Consider the following 24,131-nt stretch of genomic DNA (forward strand, 5'->3'; position numbering starts at 1 on the left):
GAGAGCCCAGCGTGCCACGCGTGACGGCAGGAACCGCCGAAGGATTGCCGCTCGAGACGTCGATACGGGTGAAAGCTCTGTCAGCGGTCGGACAGGGTGCCGCGCACGCGCCTGCCGGTAGTCAGGGCCGTCAGGTGGTCAGCTCCGCGATACGCGCCAGCCGGCGCAAGGAGTCCATCAGAGCCGCACGGTCGTAGGTACTGGTGGTGACCAGCACCTCGTCCGCCCGGGTCTCCTTGATGGCCGTTTCGAGCGCCGTGACCACTTGGTCCTCCGTGCCCTGGACGTGTCCGCGCAGTCCGCTCTCGTAGAAGCCGCGCTCCTTCTCCGTCATGGTCAGTGCCTCGACCCGCTCGGCGGGGGCGAGCGGCGGGAACACGCCATGGGTCCGGGAGTACGCCATTGACCACGCCTCCGGTATCAGGAGGCGCCGGGCCTCGTCCGCGCTTCCGGCGAGCGCGATCGTGCCCGACACGACGACTAGCGCTCGACGGCCCGTAGCAGCTTCTCCCGGCCGCGGAGATCTCCGACGACCAGCGGCAGCCCTGCCGCCGCAGCGATACCGGCGCCCTCGCCGGTGGCCAGTACGAACGGGGGTACGCGCAGGCCCTCGGCGGGTCGGGCATGAACCTGCGGGTGGGCTCGCTGCGTGCCGTCCAGCCAGCCGAGCAGCTCGGTGAGCTGCCGCGCGAAGTCCTGCGCGTGCGACTTGTCCCGGCCGAGTGCGCTGCGGATGCCGTCGGTGAAGCCCACCGAACGGCCGAGCCCCATATCGATCCGGCCGGGGAACAGTGACTCCAGCACCCCGAACTGTTCGGCCACCACGAGCGGTTGATGATTGGGGAGCATCACGCCGCCCGTACCGACCCGAATGGTGGCTGTCGCCGCTGCGATGGCCGCGGCCAGCACGGTCGGCGCCGAACCGGCGACGCCCGGCACGCTGTGATGCTCGGACACCCAGAACCGGTGATAGCCCAGCGCCTCGGCCTCCTGGGCGAGGCGCACGGTGTCGCGCAGCGCCGCGGGGCCGTCGTACCCCTCACGGGTACGGGAACGGTCGAGCACGGAAAACCGGGTGGATGCGATCACGGAGCTCACACCCTTGTTCAACGTCCGGACCGCGCCAGGATTCCCCCGGCCTGCCACGGAGTCGACGTGCGCAGCCCCTGAGCAGTGGCGCTCAGGGGCTGCGCGACGGCTGTGCGTCCACGGCGTCGGGGTGGAGCGGCCGTGTCACTCGGCCGCACCCGGCGGCGACTACTCCATGGGGTAGATGTCCCCGCTCGCCATGCCGCTGATCTGATCGCTCTCCGCTTCGATCCTGCGGGCCTTGTCCTTCAGGCGTTGGCGTTCCTTGGGGTCGGTGGTGCGCTCGGCTGCGTCCTTGAGATCCTTCGCCTTGGCGCGCATCTGCCTCACGCGACCGCGATATTCTTCTGATTCGCTCATGATCACTCCTTGGATCTGCGGGGCGGAGCGGGCCCACCACGGATCAGGCTTTGCCGGGGGCAGCGCACTCCAGGCAGTTACCCACTGTTACGCCCAACGCGGCAGAGGGTCATCCGCCGGCCCGGCGTCCCGGGCGGCGACACCGCTCGGACGCGGTTTCCCACCTCCAGAGTAGGCAGGATGCGGCTGACGTGGGCCTCCACCGTGCTCTCGCTCCTCCATAGCCGCCCACCCGGGCCCGGCCGACCCGTCAGCCTCCGGACCGGCGCCAGGGACACCGGGATGCGCCGGTGCCTGCCCAATGGGCATCTGCGCTCAGGAGGCCGAGTCCGATCCCCAGCATCCAGGAGTCCTTGGCCAGCGGGATGCCGTTCTGGGTGGGCCGCAGGCTGCCGGGCTCCCGCATCCCGGGGACCCGCAGATACAGGCCCAACAGGCCGCTGGAGAATCCTGTCAGCACCAGTCCGGCCAGTCGGGTCGGCACGAAGGGGCAGAGCAGGGTTCCGCCGACGGTCATCTCCGACAGAGCGAGCAGCCGGGTGAATCGCCTGGCCTCAATCTTCTTGAGGAACGGGTAGGCAGTACAGGCCATGCCGTGCACGCCCTGGGCCATCTCTTCGTCTGCTTTCAGCTTGCCCAGGCCCGAGTTCAGGATGAAAGCACCGGTGGCAAGGCGAGGGGGCACATCGCGTAGTTCGAGTGTGGTCATCATGGGAGCCTCCGTCGATCTGGCACTCGGCCCCTCGTCGAGCTTAGCCAGAAGGTGCCGGGGGCGCTCCACATGGAGTCCCGACCGCGCTCTGTGCGTTACGGCGTCCGTGGGATCAGGCGGGAGGTGGGATCGGGCCGGGTACGGTCCCGATTCAACTGTGCGATCGGGCTCACAGCCGCTGCCGACGCGTTACCCGTCACCGTGACCTGCTGCCCCTGGCTCGTCGTCTGCGAGGAGGTACTCAAGCAGCTTCCGGACGACGGATCGGTGACGATGGGAAGGATGCCCGAATAGTCGACGCCGGCCTCGGCGCCGACCGGCTTGCCGTACGTCACGGTAACGCGCCGGCCGCACCCGGCCGCGAGGTGGGGCTCGTTGAATCCTCTCAACTGATCCGCCTGGTAGGCGGCTTGCTGTGGAGGTGGCCGAGTCCGTGGTAGCGGCCCCAGCCTCGGGTGCGGAGCCCGGCCACGGTGCACAGCCGGTCCATGTACGTACGCGGGAAGGAAATCCGTGCGCAAGGGCTTGAGCGGGCGCGCGCTCGGCGCCGACGTGATCGAGACGGTCACACTCCCATCCGACGTCCCGGCCGCATCGCGCTCCGCGGCCGGGGCTGCCCTGCCATTCCTCCCGGTACGGGCAATGTCGGCTTCTGTTGATCACGAAGCAACCTCGGACAGGCCACTGCCGTCTTGATCCACAGCAAGGCGGTTCGCCGCAAGCGACAAGCCACGTCCGACCCCCCACGAGTGCCCGGGTCCGATCACCAGACAGCTATGCACTTCATGTATACATACAATGCATAGTTGCCCTGCTGCCGACCCGGCCGCGCGCGATAGGCTCCCATGCACAGCAAGGCACTGGCGCCCGAGTACCAAGGCGCCCTCACCAAGATGTCGGTGAACTCCTCACTCACGGATGTACTGGCAGAAGGAGTACGTCACTTGAGGGAGGCCGAGCACAGCGGATCGCAACAGGAAGTTGCGCGATGCGGGCTCGCGGTGGCCGAGGCACATCGCAGGCTCGGCAATGTGAAGGAAGCCGATCAGGCGTGGAAGGCGAGTTACCGGGCTGCCCGCTCGGCCGGTGACCTGGGGGCGATGGCCTGGGCGCTGTGGAGCGGTGGGACGCTCGCCCGGCAGCGCGGGGAACTCAGGCTCGCTTTCAGGCTGTTGGGGCTCGCGGCCGACATGGGGAAACGCGGTGGGGACATCGTCGCCCGCGGCTACTCCCTCGCCGGCCTTGCGGAGACCGGGCGAATACAGGGCGACTACCAGACCGTCGCGGTCCTGCACGAACAGCTGCTCGCGGAGGCGCGCGCCCGTGGCGAGGCGCGCCACACCGTGTGGGCGCTGGAGGGCATCGCACAGATCCACCGCAACACCGGATCGCTCGACAGTGCCCTGGCCATGTTCGAGGAAGCGGCACAGTTGGCCGGGAATGCGGACGACCGGCGTGGCCGCGCGTGGGCCCTGCGCGGCATGGCCGACATCATTTCCCTGCGGGACGACGATCCGGAGCGTGCCCTTGCCCTGCTCACGGAGGCCGAACTCACCTGCCGTGAGATGAACTTGTCCAGTGCTCTCGCGTACAACCACAAGATGCGCGCCAACGTGTTCTTCCGCGCCCGCCGTTACGAGGAGGCGCGTCAGGTCTACGAGGAAGCGCTCGCCGAGTTCCGCGCCATGGCCGAACCCCGCGGTGAAGCCCTGGCCCGGCTCGGTCTCGTCAAGTCGCTCGCCCGGCTCGGCCGCGACCGGAACGAGACCGCCGCCGATCTGGACGAGTTGCGCCGCACCCTGAGCCGGATCGGCCTGCTCAACGCCCGGGAGATGGTGGACAAGGCGTACGCCGAACTCGGTGTGACACCGGTCGGTGGAGAGACGGATGAGGAAAGCGGACGACGATGACACCACCGCCCGTAACCCACCGGGCCACGGCACCGCAGATTCTCGCCCGCTGCCGCGACCTCGTACGCCCGGCGCTGGCACAGGCCGTGCAGCGTCTGCACCCGTGGCACGCGGAGATGGCCGCCTTCTCCCTCGGGTGGGACACGGCGGACGGCAGCCCGGTCACGGGCTCACAGGGCAAAGGGGTACGCCAGGCCCTCACGCTGCTGAGCGCCGAGGCCGCCGGCGCCCCTGCGGACGACGCTGTCGTCGGCGCGGTCGCCGTCGAGCTGGTCCATGTCTTCTCCCTCCTGCACGACGACATCATGGACGGCGACGAGACGCGCAGACAGCGCGCCACCGTCTGGAAGGTGTACGGGACCGGCCCCGCGATCCTCGCCGGGGACGCGCTCTTCGCCCTGGCTGTACAGACTCTGGCCGACGCTCCGGGCGTGCACAGTGCGGCAGCGGTTCGGCATCTCGCCGGAACACTGGCCGACCTGGTGCGCGGTCAGGCCGAGGACCTGCTCTTCGAGTCCCGGCCCTGGACCGGACCCGAAGCGGTGCAGCCGCACGAGTACCGGTGGATGGCCGAGCACAAGACCGGCGCGCTGCTCGGCTGTGCGGCAGGCCTGGGCGGGGTGCTGGCCGGAGCCCCTGTCACGACCGTCGACGCCCTCACCGGGGCCGGTCGGCACCTCGGGGTGGCATTCCAGGCCGTGGACGATCTTCTGGGGATCTGGGGAGATCCGCAGGTCACGGGCAAACCCGTCCACAGTGATCTGCGCCGGCTGAAGAAGACGTACCCCGTCCTCGCGGCCCTGGCCACGGACCACCCCGCTGCCCGGCGCCTCGCCACGCTTCTCGGCACCGGCGACCCGCTCGACCGCACCACCGCCCGGCGGGCGGCCGACCTCGTCGAGGAAGCCGGTGGGCGCTCCGCGACACTGGCCGAAGCCCGCCAGCAGCTGGAGAGCGCCCGCCGCGGCCTGGACGGCGTTCCGCTGGCCCCGGCCGCGCTCGGTGAAATCCTCGCGCTTCTCCCGTTCTTCATCGACCGCACCATGTGATGAACCGACGCGGGCCCCGGCCGGGGCACCACTCCCCCGGCCCTCCCCGTCAGTGCCGGGGCCGGAACCCCGTCACCCGGGTCCGGCCACCGGCACATCCTGAATGCGGCGGCAAGCTGTCGCGTCCCCCGCGCGCACCGGGAGTGCTCTACTCCTCGATGGCCCCACCGGTCCGCCGGAGATGCTGCCGGAAGGTGTACGACGGATCGGCTGTGCGCTGTGCCAGATAGTCGTCGAAGGACGTCTGCTTGCGCAGTGTCTCGCCCGCCCTGATTCTGCGGGCCTGTTCACGCTCGTAGTGGGTCGTCCAGCCGTGGCGCATGTCCCAGGTGCCACCGTCGGCGGAGGCTCCCCGTAGACCGTGGACGGTGTCGGCGCCGGCGAGCTCGACGAGCCGCGGGGTGCCGAGCGAGGCGAATCCGAAGGTGCGGGCCGGATGCCACTCAGTGGACTGACGAAGGCGCCGGGCGAGCTGAGCCACTCCGAGCGGCGCGCCTGCCAGCACCCACGCGTCCGGGGCCTGGGCGGTCAGCCGCCGGGCGGGACGCAGCCACGAGGCGGCGTCCTCGGGCCAGTCGACGACAGCAAGCACATCCCTGTGCAGGGCCTGCCATGCGCGAATGAATGCCTGGGCGGCGGTACGGCACTCGGCGTCGCGCCCGTGCCCGACGGCAACGGACCGGATACGCGAGCGGGGCGCGGTCAGCAGGCCGATCAATGCGGCCAGCTCCGCTTCCGTGTGGGCATTCGGTGCCGGACTGTCGGCGACAATGTTTCGGAGCTTGGGTGACCTGCTCCGCGCGGCATCTCGGATCAGGCTCATGAGGTGTCCCCAGGGCTCTGCTCCTGCCTCGGCGGATTCCAATGCCCTTTCCAATTCTCTTTCCGGTTCTCTTTCCAGCGGGCGTACGCCTCCGGCAGGCACACCGCACACGGTCGGTATCCGGCCTCGACGGCAGTGGTCTCGTCGGCGAAGAACACGCGCTGGGACACGTAGTGGCCGCGGGCTATCGCCCTCAGCGCGGAGGGACAGTCCAGCCGCCCGTACAACCGGCCCCGCCGGTGTCCGCCGAGTGTGCCCGGCGTGGTGCTGCGGTAGGGCTCGCCGTCGGGGCCGAGCAGTGTGCGGATGCGCTGTCCGGCTTCTTGGCGGGCGTCGGTGCGGTCGTTCATTTGGCGTCGTGGAAGACGAGGCCGAGGGTGCGGCGCCGGCCTGTGCGGACGGTGCTGACACCGTGCCGCATGGGCGCGGTCGACCAGCCGCGCTTGGAAGCGACCGGCCGGTCGCGGGTGGTGAAGACCAGCCCGTGTCCCTGGAGAAGGACGGTGGCCGATCCCCGGGACTGGGCGCGGAGGCGCTGCTCGGTCATGAGGAAATCGCCACCGGTGTAGTCGGTGCCCGGCGCGTCGAGTCCGATGACGACCTGAAGCGGGAAAAGCATGTCGCCGAAGACGTCGCGGTGCAGGGCGTTCCAGTCTCCGGCGCCGTAACGCAGAAGGATCTGGGCCGACTTGGACTGCCCGGCCTCGTGACACATACCGAGCCATTCCTCCAACTTGTCCGGCCAGGGGGCTGACTTACCCAATTTTTCGGCCCAGGTACGGGAGATCGGCAGCAAATGCGGGTAGAACGCCTCGCGCAACTCCCGTACCACCTCGGGCAGATCGTGGGTGAAGTAGCGGTACTGGCCGGAGCCGAATCGGTGACGAGCCATGTCGATGGTGGAGCGGAAGCGTTCGTTCTCGTCGTACAGCCCGGCGAGCTCGCGACACTGGTCGGAGGTGAGAAGCGGCCCGGTCAGTGCGCTGCCGTATTCGTCGACCTCGTCGGTGAGCGCGGCCCAATCGGTGGCGTCGACCAGGTCACTCACGGTTCCGGCCGGACGTGTTGTGTCGATCACGGGTCTGGTTCCTCAGTATGCGGTTGGCAACGGGCAGGGGCGTGGGGGCGTCGCCGCGGCCCTGGCGGAAGTGGCACGGGGCGCGACGACGCCGGTCAGGCGGCTGCCTGGGCGAGGCCCTCGGCGACGCCTTCGTGGCGCAGCAGTTGCTTCTTGCACTCCAGCCCTCCGGCGTAGCCGGTCAGGGAACCGTCCGCGCCGATCACACGGCGGCAGGGCCGGACGATCAGCAGCGGGTTCGCGCCGATGGCCGTGCCGACCGAGCGAACCGCGGATCGCGGTGCGCCGATCCGGTCGGCGATACGGCCGTAGGTAGTCGTACCGCCGTACGGGATGGCCTCGATCGCCTTCCAGACCCGATGCTGGAACTCGCTGCCGCGCTCGACGTGTTCGATGTCGAATCGGGTGCGCCCGCCGTCGAAGTACGAGCACAGCTGAGCGGTGATCTCGGCGAACGCGTCCGCGGCCTCGACCCAGCCGCCCTGGACGGACGCGCCGCCCTTCTGGTCCGGAACCGAGAGCGAGGCAAGGGCGGTGCCGCCGTTCGCTGTCGCAGACTCCTCGCCGACCAGCAGCAGTTCGCCCAGAGGGCTGTCCATGGTCGTGTAGAAAGTCATCAGATATTCCTTCCAAGGGGTTTCATTGATCCATGTACGAGAATGCGGCACTTGCGCGACTTCGTCCGGCGGTTTTCGGACGGGATATTTCGCCGGGCTACGTGGCCCCGTACGGCGTGCCGGAACCTGGGGATGGATTCAGCGGGCGTTGTGGAAGATGAGGCCCAAGGTGTTACGTCGCCCGGATTCAACGGTTCCGGTGCCGTGCCGTACGGGGTGCCTGCGGTAGCCGTTCTTGCCGCTCACCGGCCGATGGCGGACCGGGAAGATCATCCCTTGGCCCAGCTCCGGCTTGACGACAACGGCCTTCGACTGGAAGCGGGGGCGCTGTTCGACGAAGACGTTCTCCCCGCCCGTGAAGTCCTCGCCCGGCCGGTTCAGCATGATCGCAATCTGGAGCGGGAACACAATGTCGCCGTAGATGTCCTGATGCAGGCAGGCGTAGTCGCCCTCCCCGTAGGTGAGGATCAGCGGAGTCGGGCGGTTCTGGCCATTGGCCGCGCACTCCTCGGTAAGTTCCGCGAGCGTGTCCGGGAAGGTGCGTTCACCCAGCATTGGCGCCCATTGGTTGGCCATCCACGCCATCGGCGGGTAGAGGCTCTCGCGCAGCGCCTGCACCAGTGGTGGGAGTGGGTTCGCGTAGTACTTGTAGGTGCCGCGGCCGAAGTTGTAGCGCTGCATCACCACCGTGCTGCGGAACATTCCGTCGTCGTCGAACGTGCCGATGAGCTCGTCGCACAGCTCACGGCTGAGCAGGGGCGGCGTGAGCGCCACGCCACGATTGTTCAACTGCCTATACATTGCGGGCCAGTCCAGCTCACTCAACGCGGGGAGGTCCTTGTTGTACGGAACGTGCGGTGCGTCACCGATCCGGGGTGTTTCTCCGAACAGCGGCGGGGCGACGGCGGAGTGGTTCATGGTGTGTCCCTCGGTGGCGTGTTGTCGTCGCAGCGGTCAGGACCCGGCCGACACCTCTCGACCACTCGGGTGCGTGCGGCTTCACAGCCTGTGCATTGTCGCGGCATTGCGGTCGAAGCCTTCGACGATCAATGCTGACTGCCCCCGGGCAGCAAATCTGGCGCTATTCGGACATTGCGCTACGGGTCGTGTGCTGCGAGCAGCCCGAGGACGCCGTCCACCACGTCAGCGGACCGGGTGAACGATCGAAACCGCTCAGAACCCCAGCACCGACTTGTCGAGCACGCCGCCCACCGCACCGTAGAAGCCGCACTCGGTGAACCGGTGAGGAGCCGCTCTCACGGCAGTCGCACAGACCGATCAGGTGAGAGTCTCAGCCTCCTCTCAGCGGGCACCGTACAGGCTGGAAACAGTCCTCCCGGAGCACCGGGCGTCCTTCACCCCGAGCTGAGGAGGAGGTTTCCCCATGGCCTCCCACACCGTGGACCCGCCTGTCGTTCCGGCTGGAGACTTCACCGACCCGAACGCGACAAACACGGCCCGTCGGCTGCACCACTTCTTTGAAGGCGCCTGTGACCGCACACCGTGGGCCGTCGCCCTGGAATGCGAAGAGCAGCATCTGACGTACGCCGATCTCGACGCACGATCCAACCAGGTGGCCCACTACCTGCGCCGCGTGGGCGTCGGTACGGGTACTCGCGTGGCTGTCCTGCTCCCGCGGTCTGTGGGCATGTACGTGTCGCTCCTGGGCGTGTGCAAGGCCGGGGCGGCGTTCGTGCCGCTCGACCCCGCGTCCCCACCCGAACGCATCGCGTACATCCTGGGCGACGCAGGCGCCGGCGTCCTGCTGACCACGGGCGATCTGATGCCGCCCACCGGGCTTGCGGAGACGGAGGAGCCGGAAGCGTGCCGGGTGATCCGGACCGACACCTGGGCGAGTGAACTCGCTTGTCTTCCCACAACGCGGCCGCCTGCCGACACGTCCGCCGCGGGCCGGTACGAGAACGATCCCACCGCGTACATCATGTACACCTCGGGTTCCAGCGGCAGGCCCAAGGGGGTGGAGATCGCCCAATCAAGCATCTGCAACTTCCTTGGTGTCGTGACTCCCGTTTACGCCGTACGCCCCGATGACCGGGTATTCCAGGGCATGACCATCTCGTTCGACTTCTCCATCGAGGAGATCTGGCCGACCTGGACGGCAGGCGCCACGCTCGTCGCCGGGCCGAGCGGCCCCGCGCGGCTCGGCGACGAGCTCGCCGACTTTCTGGAGACGCATCGCGTTACGGTCCTGTACTGCGTGCCGACGCTGCTGGCGACGATCCCGGGCGAGCTGCCGCAGGTTCGCAGCGTCGTCGTGGGCGGCGAGGCCTGCCCGCAGAGGCTCGTCGAGCGGTGGAGCAGGCCGGGACGCCGCATCCTCAACACGTACGGACCGACAGAGGCCACCGTCACGGCGACCTGGCAGGAACTGCGTGCAAACCGGCCCGTCACCATCGGACGGCCTCTGCCGACGTACTCGGTGGCACTTCTCGACGAACAGCGGCGGCCCGTTCCCCACGGTTCGGCCGGCGAGATATGCCTGGGCGGTCCCGGCCTGGCCCGCGGTTACGTGGGCCGGCCGGACCTGACCGCCGACCGTTTCATCGAGCACCCGCTGGGTCCCCGGGGCGGCCGGCTCTACCGCACCGGTGACCTCGGCCGGATGACCGTCGACGGGGAGATCGAGTACCTGGGCCGGGCCGACGCCGAGGTAAAGATCCGGGGATACAGGGTGGCACTCGGTGAGATCGAGAACGTGCTGCTGGAGGACCCCGGCGTAGCTCAAGCGGTCACCGCGCTCGTCGCGGCGCCGGACACGGGCAGGACTCCGCAGACCCGGGACGACCTGGACCCGGCCGGGGACAGCGCGACCGGGAGCAGCGAGGTGCTCGCCGCCTACGTCGTCCGTGCCGCAGACCCTTCCGGCCCGGACGCAGCCTCCGAAAACGACCTCGCCGACCGTCTGCACGAGCACCTGCAACGCACTCTGCCCGCCTACATGGTGCCGTCTTTCCTCGACATCCTCGACCGCCTTCCCGCTATGCCCAGCGGCAAGGTTGACCGCCGGCTGCTGCCCGCTCCGACCGGCCGCCGACTCATGGGGATCGGCCGCGTGGTGCCCGCCCGTGGTGAGTTGGAGACGCGGGTGCGGGATACCTGGGCACAGGTGCTCGGCCTCGCTCCCGACGAATTGTCGGCCGAGGCGAACTTCTTCACCGACCTCGGCGGCCACTCGTTGCTCGCCGCCCAGGTCGTATCGCTGTTGCGCGGCCGCGACAACGGAACCGGCCCGACCCTGCGTGACCTGTACGAGCACCCGACCGTGCAAGGGTTCGCAGAGCGGATACGCGCCTCGGCGGCCACCATGGGCGCCAGCCCGCCCCGCCCATTCATCCGTCACAGCCGCGGCCGGATCGCGCTCGCCGGACTGGCCCAGGCGGGAGCCCTCTACGTTCTGCTCCTTCTGCTGACGCTGCCCGTGGCCATGTCATACGCCGCACGCCACGGCCGGCTCTCGGGCGGGGAGGTCCTGCAGCCGACGATCGCCGTCGTGGCCGGTTACCTGGCGGTGCGCTGGATCCTTCCTCTCGCTCTGGCGCGCCTGCTGGAGAACGGCATCGCACCTGGTCGCTACCGACTGTGGGGGCTGACCTATCTGCGCCTGTGGGCGCTGAACCTGCTGCTGGAGATCAGCCCGTTGCGGGTACTCAGCGGCTCTCCCATGATGGCTCCCTACCTTCGGCTGCTCGGTGCACGCGTCGGAGCCCGCACCACGATCGCTACCGGCCTGATCGGTCTGCCGGCTCTACTGAGGATCGGCAGCGACGCGGCGGTCGGCTATGGCGTTTCACTTCGCCCCTGGCAGGTCGCGGACGGATGGGTCACCGTCGCTCCGATCACGGTTGGCGAGCGGGCCTTCGTCGGTGCCAACGCGGTGCTTGAACCCGGTGCGTGCATGGGGCCGGGGTCCGCGCTCGGCGAGCAGTCCGTGATCGGCCAGGACGCGTCGATGGCTGCCGGAGCGCGCTGGACCGGATCACCGGCGCGCCGGGTCGAGGCCCTCGCCCCGGTCGTCGAGGCAATGCTGCGCACACGCGGCGTTGCAGATCAGTGGCGCCCGCGACATCTGTTTGCGGCGCTTCTCGGCCTGGTGTTCTTGGAACTGGCGCCTCTGCTGACCGTCCTGCCCTGCATCGCGTTGTTCTGGTTCGCATGGCTGCGCTGGGGTGCGGGCTCGGGGCTGGCTGCCACCGCACTGTCCGGCCCGGTCTTCGTGGGTACGGTGTGCTTGGTGGTGGCCGCCGGCAAGCGCGTGGTTCTTCCTGAGGTGCCGGTGGGCATCCACTCGGCGCGTTCCTCGCTCGGCGTGCGCAAATGGGTCGTGGACAAGCTGATGGAGTACAGCCTCACTTTCACCAACGCCCTCTACGCCACCCTCTACACCGTGCCGTGGCTGCGGCTGCTCGGCGCGCGCGTGGGCCAGGGTGCCGAGGTTTCCACCGTCGCGTACGTCGAGCCGGGCCTGCTGACCCTCAAAGAGAGAAGCTTCGTCGCGGACAACGCGAGCATCGGTGCCGCCGTCTTCGCGGCAGGCCAGGTGGCCATGGGACCCACCACGGTGGGCAGCCGGGCGTTCGTCGGTAATGCGGCGCTGGTGGCGGCCGGCACGGAGCTGGGTGCGAGCTCCCTGGTGGGCGTGGGTACGGTCCCGCCACCCGACGGTGTGCCCGACGGCACTACATGGCTCGGCTCCCCCGCGTTGCGGCTGCCGGTGCGCCAGAGCAGCGGTTCGTACCCGGAGGAGCTGACGTACCGACCGACCCGCAGGGCGGTGCTCGTTCGTCTGAGTATCGAGTTCTTCCGCGTCACCATGCCCGCCTCGGTTCTGGCGACCAGTGCCTACCTGTACCTGCTGGCACTGTCCGGCCTCGTCCGTGGCGCCGGGCCGCTGGTCCCGGTGCTGGTGTCGCCCTTCCTGGCCATCGGCTCGGCGTTCGCGGCCATCGCATACTGCATGGTGGCCAAGCTCGTCGTCATCGGAAGGTACCGGCCGCGTGTCGAGCCGCTGTGGAGTTTGTTCGTACGGCGTACGGAGTTCGTCACCGGCCTTTTCGAGGCGGCCGCGGTCCCGGCGGGGGTGGGTGTGCTGGTAGGGACTCCGTTCCTGCCGGTGGTACTCCGAATGTTCGGTGCCCACATCGGCCGACGTACCTGGATCGGCACCACCTTCCTCACCGAGTTCGACCTGGTGGAGGTGGGCGACGACGTCGCGGTCGACAGGAACGTCTCACTGCAGACACATTTGTTCGAAGATCGTGTCATGAAGATGTCGACGGTGACTGTTCGGTCCGGTGCGGATATCGGCACCCGGGCCATAGTGCTGTACGACGCGGTGGTGGGAGAGCGTGTCGGGCTTGGGGCGTTGTCCCTGGTCATGAAGGGGGAACACCTGCCGCTGGGGACGAGCTGGCGAGGGCTCCCCGCCGAAGGAGTCGCGAGCCGTCCCCGACCGGTTCGGGGGGGACCGGTCGCCGTCGACTGCGGTGCGCGACGCATGACCACCACGCGGCGGTGAGGAGGAAGACATGATTCAGGCCGAGACGCCCGGACCCCGCCCGCTCGCGCTCGTCTACCGGGGACCGGCATCGCTGCCCGGTTGCCCGGAGGCGGTCGCGGACCTGCTCGCCGCCGGCCCGTGGGAACTGGATGTCCGCTTCGCCGGTCCGCGCGAGGCCCTGAAGCTGTCGGCCGGATCGCTGTCCAGGGCCCTTGTCTATGCCCAGCCGGGTGGCGGCTCGCTCCGTCCCGCCTACCGGAAACTGAGGCGGCAACGTGACGCGATCCGTGACTTCGTCCGTGGCGGCGGACGCTACCTGGGCTTCTGCCTGGGCGCCTATCTGGCAGGGGCCACCCCGGGATTCGCTCTGCTGCCCGGCGACACCGACCAGTACATCCGCTCACCGGGGTGCACAGTCCACGACACCGGCAACACGCTGGTCGGGGTGATGTGGCGCGGACGGCCCCGCACTGTCTTCTTCCAGGACGGACCGTACTTCGCGCTCGATGCAGACGCGGACGCGACTGTCCTGGCCACCTATTCCAATGGCGCGACCGCCGCGGTCGTGACCCGGTTCGGTGCCGGCCGCGTAGGGGTCACCGGACCACACCCGGAGGCCGGCGACGACTGGTACACCGACAACCGCCTCCCGCTCCACCACACCCGGGACCTCGCCGTGGACCTCGTGAATGCGGTGATGGAGAGATGACTGCGGTGCCCGCACCGACGAGACTCGATTCGACGATCGCCGTGCGACTGTGGCTCGTCCCCGGCAGGGGGACGGGACACACTCCAGGAGGCATCGTCAGTCCTGGACACCGGCGAGAAGCGGCGGGCACTGGCGTTTCATCGAGCGCGCGACCGCAGCAGGTACACAGGCGCGCACACCCTCTTGCGCCGAATCCTCGGGCTCACTTGTGCGTCGCCCCCCCCGGGAGGTGCTCCTCACCCGCGAACGGTGCGCGATGTGCGGCGGCCCGCACGGCCGCCCGGCGTTAGCGAACGGCGCGGTGCACTTCTCGCCGGCCTACAGCGGGGAACTCTGCCTCGTCGCAGTGGCGAACACGCCCGTCGCCGCTGACAGTCGCACGGCGGCCGGCCGAGGAACCCGGCCGGCCGCCGTGCGACTGTCGCCAAGGAGCAGTCGGTGGCTCTGGCTCTTACCCGCCGAACGGGTGGTCGGCGACACGAGAAGTGCGGATCAGGCGCTCACGCGCGTCCTCAATCTCCCTCTCCCGGTCATCTGCGGACCGCCTGCCGTCATCCGACTCCCTGCGCTCCTGCTCGTCACCACGCCGCGCCTGCTCTCGCGCCACGTCGATCCCGCGTGCATCACGCTCGCCTCGCCGGACCTCATCCCGGTCCGGGCGCCTGTCTCGACTGTCTGTCATTGTTCCTCTCCTCACCTGCTTATGGCCTCCAGCGTGTGCCGCGGGCACTGAGAGGAACCTGAGAACCCGCCACGCTCTCAGCGGCTTCTCAGGGGACAGTCCGTACGGTGCGGCACTAGGGTGGATGGAGAGGCTGCCATGCGGATGCTGATCATCGAGGACGAGCGTGGACTTGCCGCGGCAATCGCCGACGGACTCGCTTCTGAGGGCTTCGTCGCCGACGCCGCATATGACGGTGTGGACGGTCTCTGGCGCGCCCTCCACGAACCGTACGACGTCATCGTGCTGGACATCATGCTGCCCGGCCTGTCCGGGTACGAGGTCCTCAAGCGGATGCGGGCAGCAAACGTGTGGACCCCTGTGCTGATGCTCACGGCGAAGGACGGAGAGTACGACGAGGCGGATGCCCTGGACCTCGGCGCCGACGACTACCTGAGCAAGCCGTTCTCGTACGTGGTACTTGTGGCCCATTTGCGGGCGCTTCTGCGCCGAGGAGCCCCACCCCGGCCCGCGGTACTCGCGGTCAACGACCTCACCCTGGACCCCGCCCGTCGGCGGTGCCGTCGCGGGAGCCATGAGATCGACCTGACTGCACGGGAGTTCACCCTCCTGGAATTCCTGCTCCGGCGTGCCGGCCAAGTGGTCAGCAAGACAGAGATCCTCACACACGTGTGGGACGAGAACTTCGACGGCGACACCAACATCGTCGAGGTCTACGTCGGTTACCTGCGGCGCAAGATCGACGCCCCATTCGACCGCCAGACCATCGAGACCGTCCGCGGAGCGGGCTACCGGCTGCGGAGCTGAGGAGGACAGCGGATGCACGTCGACATCCGGGCTTGGTGGTCCCGCCGGTCGCTGCGGCTGCGGCTGACCGTTGCGGCTGCCCTCATGATCGCGTTCGGACTGGCCGGTGCCGCTGTGCTGCTTGTGCTGTGGCTGCATTCAAGTCTCATCAGCGAGCTCGACCAGACCGCCCTGCAGGACGCCCAGGTCGTCGCAGCAACCCTTGAGGCTGAACCGCGCGGCACCGTACTGCACAACACCTTCCACGGCGAAGCCGCTGTCCAAGTGGTCGACGCGAAGGGAACAGTGCGGGCCAGCTCGGCGAATCTGCGCAACAAACCCCGGTTGTTCGACTTCCCACCGAACGCATCCGGTACCGCACACTCCCGCACCGTCCACGACATCCCAGTGGGCGAAAGCGGTGCCTGGCGTGCTGTGGCCGTCCCGGCCGGTACCCGCCACGACCCGATGACCGTGTACGTCGCCATGTCCACAGAGGACATCGACGATGGCCTGGCCAAGCTGACGTTCGGCCTCGCCACCACCGTGCCATCGACCGTGGCCCTGCTCACCGGCGTCGTATGGCTGCTCACCGGGCGTGCGCTGCGCCCCGTGGACTCCCTGCGAACCCAGACCGCCGAGATCACCGCCTCGGACCTGGGGCGCCGACTCGACGTGCCCCCCGCCGAGGACGCTCTGGGCCGGCTCGCGAAGACCTTCAACGACCTGCTTGCCCGCCTGGAGGCTTCGACGCGGCGGCAGCGCGGTTTCGTCGCCGACGCCGCCCACGAACTGCGCAGCCCTCTGAGCACCTTGCACACACGCCTGGAGGTCGCAGTCAGCCATCCCGAAGCCGCTGACTGGCGATCGCTCGCCCCCGCCCTGCTCGAGGAGACCGAACGGCTTTCCCGGCTCGTCGACGATCTTGTACAGCTGGCCCGCCTCGATGCCCGTCCACGCCTGCGCAAACGCCCGGTCGACCTGGACGAGATCGTCTTCACCGAGGTGGGCGAGGCCCGCCAGCGAACTTCTCTCATCATCGACCAGCACGCCGTCAGCGCCGCACGCGTCCACGGTGACAGGGATGCCCTCGCCCGCGTGGTACGGAACCTGCTGGACAACGCCCTTCGCCATGCCGCCACCCGCATCGACATCCGCCTTTATGTCCTGGACGGCACCGCAAACCTGTTCGTAACCGACGACGGGCCCGGCATCCCTGCCGCCGACCGGCAACGCGTCTTCGAGCGCTTCACTCGACTCGACCACGCGCGCGCACGGGACACAGGCGGCAGCGGCCTGGGGCTGGCCATCGTCCGCGACGTCGTCACCGCCCACCACGGCAGCGTCCACATCGAGGCCAACCGCCCAGGCGCTCGGATCGTCGTACGGATTCCCGTCGGCGATCGGTAGCGGCCGAGTAGGAGGCGCGGCCTGGGTGAGTTCCCACGTTCACCACGGAGTCGATCGACGGGTGAGGTGCCCAGCTCTACCCCGGCAGCATCGCCACTCTCACGCCGCAGGCTTTCTGCGTGGCCTCCCCACCGATAGGTAGATCCGGCTTCGGAGTCGATCACCAACGAACAACGATCGTGCACTGCACCCGGCCCGCATCCGACAGGTTGGAGCCGGTGTCGTAATTACGGCGCGTCAAGCACTGATTCCTCGCGTGCACCTTCCCGTCTCGCTAGCCGGGCCCGAACCGTCCGGCAGTGCCGGCCCGTCCCGACGCTGTCAGGGCTGCTTACCGCTCGGCTCGGCATCCCCCGAGCCGAAGTGCCCTCAGCTTCAGCCGGATTGCTGCGACAACCCGGCGGTGAAGGTCTCTCACCTCACTCGATACCTTGGCGCCTCGTGGCGCACCCACCCGCTACGACAAGACCGCCACCAGCTACCTGGCGGCATTCGACCTCGTGGCGTCATCATCCGGTCCGAAAGGTGATGCGAAGGAAACGGCCTGGTGGCCCATCTCCTGCCGGGATGCGAAAGCCTGCGTAGTCGACCGAGGCGGTGAGGTCTCCGAGCGCGATGACCGACAGATCCTGAGGTACGTACGTCCAGGCCCCGTGGACGCCGATGACGGAACGGCAGTCCTACCAGTAATGCCGTCGGCCTCCCACCGCATGCCCGACGGCACCCAGGATCCAGAGGACGATGCCGATCACGACGAGCACAACACCGATCGTCCAAAGGATCGAGATACCTGCCACCAGGCCGATGACCAGCAGAATGACACCGAGGATGATCATGACGACCTCCAATCCCACATCTTCTCCCAGTATGCGCCTGACGCCTTCGCGAGGTGATACAGGCCCGTGCGAGGACGCACGGGCCACCGTAGGCCGGGACAGGAGCGTGTCCGGCAGCGTCATCTCACCGGTCACGGACTGCACGCCTGCAAGCGACTCCCGTGAGCGGAATCCTTGACCGCTGTGCCGCCGAGCGCTTCTACGACGAGCCGGCGAGAACTGCTCCGGCGGACCGGAAGCCTCCGGGACGTCGTCACCGAATGCATCCGCCGCACTCGCGGGTGACCGGCGTGGCCCGGTGCAGGACGCTCACCTCGTATGCGTCGCCGGAGAACTGCATGCGGAACTCCGGCGGCAGCTGGATCGACAAGTCCGTCAGCGACGACAGCCGCGGGTGTATGGCCGGTGGCTCCGCCCGTAGGGGTGACTTCCTGCGCATGTCGCCGCGGGAGCCCGGGAGGACGCGGCCCAGGCTGGTACCAGCAGGGAATGCCCAGGCCATCACATCCGCAGCCCGACAACACGGACCCCGGCGTACCGTCCGAAGGACGACGGCATCGGATTCGCACCGCGTCACGTCAGGCGCTGCGCGGCATCACCCGCCCTGCGAACCGGATCCCGGACGCGCAGCATGCGCCGCCCGGCCTGCGGTACGAGCCACGCGTGAACCCCACGCTGCAGACGGCCGCTGCCTACGCCTGGCGAATCCTCGTCGTGGGAGCCGTCGTGTACGCCGTCTTCTCAGCGCTGGGACGGTTCCACGAGGTAGCGGTAGCCGTCTTCCTCGGCCTGCTCGGCACCGCGATGTTGCGCCCGGTGGCGGATCTCCTGGCTCGTGCGATGCCGCGGCCGCTCGCTGTCGCTGTGGCGCTTGTCGGCAGTATCGTCCTCGTCCTCGGCGTTCTGACCCTCATCGGCGAGGTAGTCGCCGCAGAACGCGCCGGGCTGGAACGGGAGTTCGGCGAAGGCCTGATCAGGATCGAACACTGGCTGGAGGGACCACCGTTCCGGCTGAACCCCAAGACGCTCGACGACATGCAGTCCCGGATCGGGCAGTTCCTGTCCAGCCATCGCTCCATCCTCATCAGCACGGCCCTCAGTGGCGTGGGCCGGCTGGTGGAGGCGGTCACCGTGTTCGTTCTCGCATTGTTCTGCTCGGTCTTCTTCATTCACTCGGGCGACCGGCAGTGGGACTGGTTCTGCGACCAGCTTCCGGAGACGGCCCGGGCCCGGGTGACGATCGCGGGCCGTGCGGCGTGGCGGACGTTCACCGGATACACACACGGCATCGTCCTGGTGGCGGCGACCAACGCAGTACTCGTCGGACTGGCCCTGTTCGCACTCGGAGTACCGCTGGCCCTTCCCCTGGCGCTGCTGGAGTTCTTCGCCACCTTCATTCCGTTGATCGGCTCACCGGTCGCCCTCGCAGTCGCCGCCGTGGTGGCTCTGGCGGCGAAAGGCCCGATCGTGGCGGCCGTCGTCATCGCGCTGATCGTGGTCATCGGCCAGATCGAGGGCCATCTTCTGCACCCGATCGTGATGAGCTGGGCCGTACGCCTGCACCCGGTGGTGGTCGCACTCGCGGTGATCGGCGGCGCCATCGCTGCGGGGGTGCTGGGCGCCGTGGTGGCGGTACCGCTCGTGTCCGTCGTCTGGTCGGCTCATCAGGCCCTGCGCCAGGCACGCGAATCCGCGCAGGCGAAGGATTGAGGGATGCGTGGGGCGGAAGCGAGCCAGAAGCCCGGCACCGGAGTTCCCGGCCGGCCTGCCACGGGCACAGGCCGGAAGCCGAACTGCTGGTGCGGGTTCCGTCGTACCGCTGTTGCTGCCGCCCCCGGCGGTCTCGGCCGCCTGGTCCGAGGCAGGCTCGCCCCGGCCCACGGGGTCCTGCCTCGAATCGGGCACAGCCGCTGTACGTCAACGGGGCGTCGTGTGCTGCCTCCTCACCACCAGGCCCTTCGGCGCCTCGATGTGCGCCGTGCCGTCGGCGTCGACGGAGATGTCCAGCCGCCCGCCCGCGACATCGAGCCCCTCGACCTTCAGCGGCCGGTAGGCCTCCGCGAACCCGGGCGCGACCGTGAGTGTTCCACCAGGGACATCGGCGGAAAGCCCCAGCACCGACTGGAGGACCATGACGGACGAGGCCGCCGCCCAGGCCTGCGGGCGGCAGGACGCCGGATAGGGCGAGGGCCGGGCATCGGTCACCGCTCCATGGCCGGCGAACAGTTCGGGGAGCCGCGCGTCGAAGGCCGCCGATGCGGTCAGCAGCCCTTCGGACAGGGATGCGGCCGCTTCCGGGAACCCGGCCCTGACCAGGCCGTGCACCGCGATCGCGGTGTCGTGCGGCCAGATGGAACCGATGTGATAGCCGTACGGGTTGTAGGCAACGGAGTCGCTGCTCAGCGTTCGCAGACCATGGCCCGAGTCGAGGTCGGGCGCGCTGAGCCTGGCGGCCAGCAGGGCGCTCTCCTCGTGGTTGAGCAGGCCCGTACCCAGCAGGTGGCCGAAGCCCGAGGTGACCGAGTCCACCGGCATCTTCTCGCGGTCGAGCGCAACAGCCGGGTACGGCCCCCGCTCGTCCTCCACCCAGAAGTGGCTGCGGAAACGGTCCCGCAGCCGCTCGGCCCACTCCTCCCACCGGTCGGCGCCGGGGCGGCCGAAGGCGCGGAGCAGATCCGCACCGCCGCGGGCCGCCTCGTACGCGTACGCCTGGACCTCACAGAGCGCGATCGGGGAAGCGGCGAAGCGTCCGTCGCGATACCGGATGGAGTCGCCCGAGTCCTTCCAGCCCTGGTTGGCCAGGCCCCGTCCGGTGTGGTCGATGTACTTCAGGAAGCCGTCCCCGTCCGCGTCGCCGTGGTCGCGCATCCAGGCGAGGGCGGACTCCGCGTGCGGCAGGAGCTGTTCGACCTGCTCGGGCGCGAGGCCCCAGCGCCAGGAGTCGTGCAGCAGGGTGATCCAGAGCGGGGTGGCATCGACCGTGCCGTAGTAGCAGGGCGGCAGGGCGAAGTTCTCGTTGAAGTTCTGGGTGGCGCGGCGCACTTCGTGCAGGATCTTGCCGGGCTGTTCCTCGGTGTCCTGATCGGACTTCGTGCCCTGCCGGCGGGCAAGTGTGCGCAGCGTACCTGCGGCGAGATCGGTGCCCAGCGGCAGCAGCATGCGGGCCGCCCACAGGGAGTCGCGGCCGAAGAGGGTGAGGAACCACGGGGCCCCGGCGGCCAGGAACTGGTCGGTGGGCTTCTCCGGGTCGGTCAGCCGCAGCCGGTCGAGGTCGGCGGCCGACTGGCTCAGCCAGTGATCGAAGCGCCGGTCGGCGCTGCGCAGGACGGGCGTGCGCCAGGGCAGGCTGTCGGCAGATGGCGCGGGGAACTGGTCGCCGCCCTCATGCGCGGCGTCGCAGTGCAGTACGGCGGTCCATGACGAGCCGGGAGCGAGTTCGATGTCGTACGCCAGTGTTCCGGCGGCCGGGTCGACGGCGGCGGGCCGCGGGTAGCCGGTGAGCCGTACCGCGAAGGTGTCCCTGGACCAACCGAGTCCGCCCTCCGTGGCGTTGGCAAAGACCGGGCTCTGCGCGTGTCCGGACTTGACGCGCTCGATCGGGGCGAGGTCGGTACCGGCGGTGACGATCAGCCGGACACGGACCTGCTGCCGCCCGGCGTTGGCGACTTCGAGGGTCTCCTCCAGGCGCCCGGGGGTGACGTGGCGGCGCCGGTGCAGGGTGACGGCCGGGTCCGGTGTCTCCTCGCCCAAGCCGCGCAGCACACCGCGAAAGGCTGCCCGGTCCGCACCTTCGAGGGCTCCTCGGACAGGAGCGATCGCGATTCCGTCCGCCGCGACGGTCAGCCGGGCAAGGGCTCTGCTGTCGCCGTGGTAGAAGCCGTCCGCGGCACCGTCGATCTGTCCGTCCGCCTGCGAGATCGCGAAGCTCGGGGCGTACAGCGTCACACAGGCGTCATGCAGGAACGGCTGGAGGCCTTCGGCCGACGGGCCGACCCCCGTATCGGAGTTCGTCATGTCGTGGGTCTTGACAGTTGTGTCCAACAGAGCAGAACCTCTCAGGCATTGGAGCGTTCCAAGAACCCTAACGACGACTTCAGTGCGTTGACAACGGTTTTGGAACGCTCCAATGAACTTGTCCATTCGTACGACCGGTTTCGGAGACACTCATGCCCCGCTCCCCCAACACCCCCGCGTCCAAGACCGGTTCAGTCACCCTGGCCACGGTCGCGCGGCGGGCGGGAGTGTCTCCGCAGACGGTGTCGAACGCGCTCAATTCCCCCGAACTGCTGCGTCCGGAGACCCTGGAGCGGGTCCGTCGTACCATCGACGAGCTGGGCTATCGCCCGCACCGAGCGGCTCAGACCCTGCGCACCCGCTCCAGCAAGCTCATCGGCTACGGCATTCGTCCCACCGCCCCCGGCACCTCGGCCCCGGTCATGGACCGGTTTCTGCACGCCCTGTCCCAGACCGCCGACGAGGCCGGTTACCGGATCCTGCTCTTCGCCTCACCACCCGGCAGCGCCGGCCTCGACGGGTACGAGGAGCTCCTCGACCTGCACAGCGTGGACGGTTTCGTGCTGAGCGGCACCGACCGGGGCGACCAGCGCCAGGCCTGGCTGGAGAAGCGCGGCGTGCCGTTCGTGGGCTTCGGCCGCATGTGGTCCGGCCGGCAGATCGGGGACTGGGTGGATGTCGACGGCGCCTCGGGCACGGACGCCGCGGTCGAGCATCTGGTGGGTCTGGGGCATCGCAGGATCGCGTTTCTCGGCTGGCCGCGCGGCTCCGGGGTCGGCGACGACCGTGCCATGGGCTGGCAGCGTGCCATGCGGCGACACCACCTTTCGATACGCAACAGACGTGCACGGAGCGTCGATGACATCGCCTCCGCACAGGCCGCCGTCGGACCGCTGCTCGACGCAGGTGCGACGGCCGTGATCGCCGCAAGCGACGTGCTCGCTCTGGGGTGCTATCACGCCCTGCGCGAGCGACGAGCCGTGCCGGGCACGGATGTGGCGGTCGTCGGCTTCGACGACTCCCCCACGGCCGCGCTTCTCTCCCCCGGACTGTCCACCGTCGCCCAGCCGCTGGAAGCCGTCGGCCGCGAATGTGTCCGGCTTCTGCTGGCCCGGATGTCGGAACTCGGCGCTCCGCCCGAGCGCGTCCTGCTCGAACCGTCCCTCGTGGTACGTGACAGCACATCCGCGTCGGGCGACTGAACCACTCCCCGTGCCCATCCACGGGCCCCCATTCACAGCGCGCCCTCTCCGGGCAGCTGAGCCGCAAGCACTATCCCCCTGGAGGAATTCATGGGAACCCGTACGGCCGTCGCCGCCTTCGTCACCTGCGCGGCGCTACTGGCTGCCACCGGCTGCTCATCCAGCTTCGGCAGCGACAAGGAGCCGGAGCAGGACAAGGCCGGCAAGCAGAAACTGACGGTACTGATCGCCACCTCGGGGGACGCCGAAACCCAGGCAGTCAAGACCGCCGCCGCCGCGTATGCGAAGAAGTCGGGCAACTCGGTCTCGGTCGAGGTCGCCAAGGACATGAACCAGCAGCTTGCCCAGTCCTTCGCCGGGCACAAGCCGCCGGACGTCTTCTACGTCAACTCCGACCAGTTCGCGAACTACGCGAAGGGCGGCTCCCTGTACCCGTACGGGGACCGGATATCCGACGTCGACGACTTCTCCCAGCAGCTGCGGACCTCGTTCTCGTACGACGGGAAGCTGGTCTGCCTGCCGAAGGACGCCTCCACCCTCGGTCTGGCCATCAACACCGATCTGTGGAAGAAGGCCGGGCTGACGGAGAAGGACTATCCCAAGAGCTGGGAGGAGCTGCGGACCGTCGCGGACAAGCTCACCGGCAAGGGCGTCACCGGCCTGGTCACCAGCGACGAGTTCCAGCGGCTCGGCGTCTTCATGAAGCAGGCGGGCGGCTGGCTCACCGACCCGGACCAGCAGAAGATGACTGCCGACACCGCCGAGAACGCCAAGGGGCTCGACTTCGTCCAGTCCCTGCTCAAGTCCGGCTCGATGAAGTTCGCCAAGCAGGTGGACACCAGCTGGGGCGGTGAGGCGCTCGGCAAGGGCAAGGCCGCGATGACCATCGAGGGCAACTGGCTCGAAGGCGGCATGAAGCTCGACTACCCCGATGTGAAGTACGCCATCGCGCCGCTGCCCGCGGGACCGGCCGGCCAGGGCACCCTCGCCTTCAGCAACTGCTGGGGCGTCGCCGCCGACAGCGCGCACCGCGACGCGGGCGTCGACCTCGTGAAGTACTTGACATCCGCCAAGCAGCAGCTCGCCTTCGCCGACGCGTTCGGTGTCATGCCGTCGCGGACGAGCGCGCTCAAGACCTACGCCGAGAAGCAGCCGGCCGCCAAGGCCTGGGTGGACGGCAGCGCCTACGCACAGGGCCCGGTGACGATCGCCGGCTTCGACAAGGTCCTGAGCCAGTTCAACACCGATCTGCAGTCGCTGCGCACCGCCGACCCGAAGAAGATCCTCGCCGACCTTCAGCGCAACGGCGAACAGGCGATCGCGAAGGGCAACTGAG

General features: G+C 68.9%; 18 protein-coding genes and 1 pseudogene. 9 read left to right on the plus strand and 10 right to left on the minus strand.

What is annotated here, in order from left to right; all coding sequences use genetic code 11:
* Positions 1–130: 130 nt before the first annotated feature.
* The 3 genes and pseudogenes from OG609_RS02825 to OG609_RS02835 form a co-directional block, all read right to left on the minus strand.
* Positions 131–1,098 (minus strand): annotated as a pseudogene (locus tag OG609_RS02825) (MsnO8 family LLM class oxidoreductase).
* Positions 1,099–1,257: 159 nt separating this feature from the next.
* Positions 1,258–1,449, minus strand: a complete 192-nt coding sequence (locus OG609_RS02830) for a DUF6381 family protein (RefSeq protein ID WP_327271280.1) — start codon at positions 1,447–1,449, stop codon at positions 1,258–1,260.
* Positions 1,450–1,699: 250 nt separating this feature from the next.
* On the minus strand, positions 1,700–2,161 hold the full coding sequence (locus tag OG609_RS02835) for a hypothetical protein (RefSeq protein ID WP_327271281.1): 462 nt from the start codon (positions 2,159–2,161) through the stop codon (positions 1,700–1,702).
* Between the two features lie 845 nt (positions 2,162–3,006).
* On the opposite strand from OG609_RS02835, the gene OG609_RS02840 reads away from it, so the two are divergent.
* Positions 3,007–4,071 (plus strand): tetratricopeptide repeat protein, encoded by a 1,065-nt coding sequence (locus OG609_RS02840; protein ID WP_327271282.1) that lies wholly within the window; start codon positions 3,007–3,009, stop codon positions 4,069–4,071.
* Entirely contained in the window at positions 4,068–5,120 is a 1,053-nt protein-coding gene (locus tag OG609_RS02845; protein WP_327271283.1) for a polyprenyl synthetase family protein, read from the plus strand. Before OG609_RS02840 ends, OG609_RS02845 begins: the two co-directional genes overlap by 4 nt.
* Before the next feature lie 148 nt (positions 5,121–5,268).
* On the opposite strand, the gene OG609_RS02850 is transcribed toward OG609_RS02845, so the two are convergent.
* The 5 genes from OG609_RS02850 to OG609_RS02870 all read right to left on the minus strand — a co-directional run bounded on the left by OG609_RS02850 (position 5,269) and on the right by OG609_RS02870 (position 8,556).
* Positions 5,269–5,943: a hypothetical protein gene (locus tag OG609_RS02850; protein ID WP_327271284.1), complete on the minus strand. Its 675-nt coding sequence runs from the start codon at positions 5,941–5,943 to the stop codon at positions 5,269–5,271.
* Positions 5,940–6,293 carry an Ada metal-binding domain-containing protein gene (locus OG609_RS02855; RefSeq protein WP_327271285.1) on the minus strand — a complete coding sequence of 118 codons (354 nt, stop codon included), beginning with the start codon at positions 6,291–6,293 and terminating at the stop codon, positions 5,940–5,942. Before OG609_RS02855 ends, OG609_RS02850 begins: the two co-directional genes overlap by 4 nt.
* The gene (locus OG609_RS02860) at positions 6,290–7,021 is read right to left on the minus strand and encodes a 2OG-Fe(II) oxygenase (RefSeq protein WP_327271286.1); all 732 of its coding nucleotides are present in this window, start codon (positions 7,019–7,021) and stop codon (positions 6,290–6,292) included. Before OG609_RS02860 ends, OG609_RS02855 begins: the two co-directional genes overlap by 4 nt.
* A 95-nt stretch (positions 7,022–7,116) precedes the next feature.
* A complete protein-coding gene (locus OG609_RS02865; protein ID WP_327271287.1) occupies positions 7,117–7,638 on the minus strand; it encodes a methylated-DNA--[protein]-cysteine S-methyltransferase in 522 nt (173 codons plus the stop codon).
* 138 nt (positions 7,639–7,776) lie between these two features.
* Positions 7,777–8,556: a 2OG-Fe(II) oxygenase gene (locus OG609_RS02870; RefSeq protein WP_327271288.1), complete on the minus strand. Its 780-nt coding sequence runs from the start codon at positions 8,554–8,556 to the stop codon at positions 7,777–7,779.
* A 466-nt stretch (positions 8,557–9,022) separates the two neighbouring features.
* Here OG609_RS02870 and OG609_RS02875 point away from each other — a divergent pair, with 466 nt between their 5' ends.
* The 4 genes from OG609_RS02875 (at position 9,023) to OG609_RS02890 (ending at position 16,743) form a co-directional block, all read left to right on the plus strand.
* Positions 9,023–13,174 (plus strand): Pls/PosA family non-ribosomal peptide synthetase, encoded by a 4,152-nt coding sequence (locus OG609_RS02875; RefSeq protein ID WP_327271289.1) that lies wholly within the window; start codon positions 9,023–9,025, stop codon positions 13,172–13,174.
* A gap of 10 nt (positions 13,175–13,184) precedes the next feature.
* Positions 13,185–13,865, plus strand: a complete 681-nt coding sequence (locus OG609_RS02880) for a BPL-N domain-containing protein (protein WP_327271290.1) — start codon at positions 13,185–13,187, stop codon at positions 13,863–13,865.
* A gap of 820 nt (positions 13,866–14,685) precedes the next feature.
* Positions 14,686–15,354, plus strand: a complete 669-nt coding sequence (locus OG609_RS02885) for a response regulator transcription factor (protein ID WP_327271291.1) — start codon at positions 14,686–14,688, stop codon at positions 15,352–15,354.
* A 12-nt stretch (positions 15,355–15,366) separates the two neighbouring features.
* Positions 15,367–16,743 (plus strand): sensor histidine kinase, encoded by a 1,377-nt coding sequence (locus OG609_RS02890; protein ID WP_327271292.1) that lies wholly within the window; start codon positions 15,367–15,369, stop codon positions 16,741–16,743.
* A gap of 680 nt (positions 16,744–17,423) precedes the next feature.
* Here OG609_RS02890 and OG609_RS02895 read toward each other — a convergent pair.
* Positions 17,424–17,579, minus strand: a complete 156-nt coding sequence (locus tag OG609_RS02895; RefSeq protein ID WP_093899206.1) for a DUF6131 family protein — start codon at positions 17,577–17,579, stop codon at positions 17,424–17,426.
* Between the two features lie 663 nt (positions 17,580–18,242).
* On the opposite strand from OG609_RS02895, the gene OG609_RS02900 reads away from it, so the two are divergent.
* On the plus strand, positions 18,243–19,289 hold the full coding sequence (locus OG609_RS02900; protein WP_327271293.1) for an AI-2E family transporter: 1,047 nt from the start codon (positions 18,243–18,245) through the stop codon (positions 19,287–19,289).
* Positions 19,290–19,496: 207 nt separating this feature from the next.
* Here OG609_RS02900 and OG609_RS02905 read toward each other — a convergent pair whose 3' ends face one another.
* Positions 19,497–21,620, minus strand: coding sequence for an amylo-alpha-1,6-glucosidase (locus OG609_RS02905; RefSeq protein WP_327271294.1), 2,124 nt, complete (start codon positions 21,618–21,620; stop codon positions 19,497–19,499).
* Positions 21,621–21,745: 125 nt separating this feature from the next.
* Here OG609_RS02905 and OG609_RS02910 point away from each other — a divergent pair, with 125 nt between their 5' ends.
* Positions 21,746–22,795, plus strand: coding sequence for a LacI family DNA-binding transcriptional regulator (locus tag OG609_RS02910; RefSeq protein ID WP_327271295.1), 1,050 nt, complete (start codon positions 21,746–21,748; stop codon positions 22,793–22,795).
* Positions 22,796–22,885: 90 nt separating this feature from the next.
* Complete coding sequence (locus OG609_RS02915) at positions 22,886–24,130, plus strand: sugar ABC transporter substrate-binding protein (RefSeq protein ID WP_327271296.1); 1,245 nt, start codon at positions 22,886–22,888, stop codon at positions 24,128–24,130.
* The last annotated feature ends 1 nt before the right edge of the window (position 24,131 follow it).

The organism is Streptomyces sp. NBC_01224 (assembly GCF_036002945.1).
Taxonomy (GTDB): domain Bacteria; phylum Actinomycetota; class Actinomycetes; order Streptomycetales; family Streptomycetaceae; genus Streptomyces.

Bases quoted from the DNA above. Each gene is read 5' to 3' on its own strand.
- OG609_RS02830 (WP_327271280.1), bottom strand. From the start codon at position 1,449: ATGAGCGAATCAGAAGAATATCGCGGTCGCGTGAGGCAGATGCGCGCC.
- OG609_RS02835 (WP_327271281.1), bottom strand. From the start codon at position 2,161: ATGATGACCACACTCGAACTACGCGATGTGCCCCCTCGCCTTGCCACC.
- OG609_RS02840 (WP_327271282.1), top strand. From the start codon at position 3,007: ATGCACAGCAAGGCACTGGCGCCCGAGTACCAAGGCGCCCTCACCAAG.
- OG609_RS02845 (WP_327271283.1), top strand. From the start codon at position 4,068: ATGACACCACCGCCCGTAACCCACCGGGCCACGGCACCGCAGATTCTC.
- OG609_RS02850 (WP_327271284.1), bottom strand. From the start codon at position 5,943: ATGAGCCTGATCCGAGATGCCGCGCGGAGCAGGTCACCCAAGCTCCGA.
- OG609_RS02855 (WP_327271285.1), bottom strand. From the start codon at position 6,293: ATGAACGACCGCACCGACGCCCGCCAAGAAGCCGGACAGCGCATCCGC.
- OG609_RS02865 (WP_327271287.1), bottom strand. From the start codon at position 7,638: ATGACTTTCTACACGACCATGGACAGCCCTCTGGGCGAACTGCTGCTG.
- OG609_RS02870 (WP_327271288.1), bottom strand. From the start codon at position 8,556: ATGAACCACTCCGCCGTCGCCCCGCCGCTGTTCGGAGAAACACCCCGG.
- OG609_RS02875 (WP_327271289.1), top strand. From the start codon at position 9,023: ATGGCCTCCCACACCGTGGACCCGCCTGTCGTTCCGGCTGGAGACTTC.
- OG609_RS02880 (WP_327271290.1), top strand. From the start codon at position 13,185: ATGATTCAGGCCGAGACGCCCGGACCCCGCCCGCTCGCGCTCGTCTAC.
- OG609_RS02885 (WP_327271291.1), top strand. From the start codon at position 14,686: ATGCGGATGCTGATCATCGAGGACGAGCGTGGACTTGCCGCGGCAATC.
- OG609_RS02890 (WP_327271292.1), top strand. From the start codon at position 15,367: ATGCACGTCGACATCCGGGCTTGGTGGTCCCGCCGGTCGCTGCGGCTG.
- OG609_RS02895 (WP_093899206.1), bottom strand. From the start codon at position 17,579: ATGATCATCCTCGGTGTCATTCTGCTGGTCATCGGCCTGGTGGCAGGT.
- OG609_RS02910 (WP_327271295.1), top strand. From the start codon at position 21,746: ATGCCCCGCTCCCCCAACACCCCCGCGTCCAAGACCGGTTCAGTCACC.
- OG609_RS02915 (WP_327271296.1), top strand. From the start codon at position 22,886: ATGGGAACCCGTACGGCCGTCGCCGCCTTCGTCACCTGCGCGGCGCTA.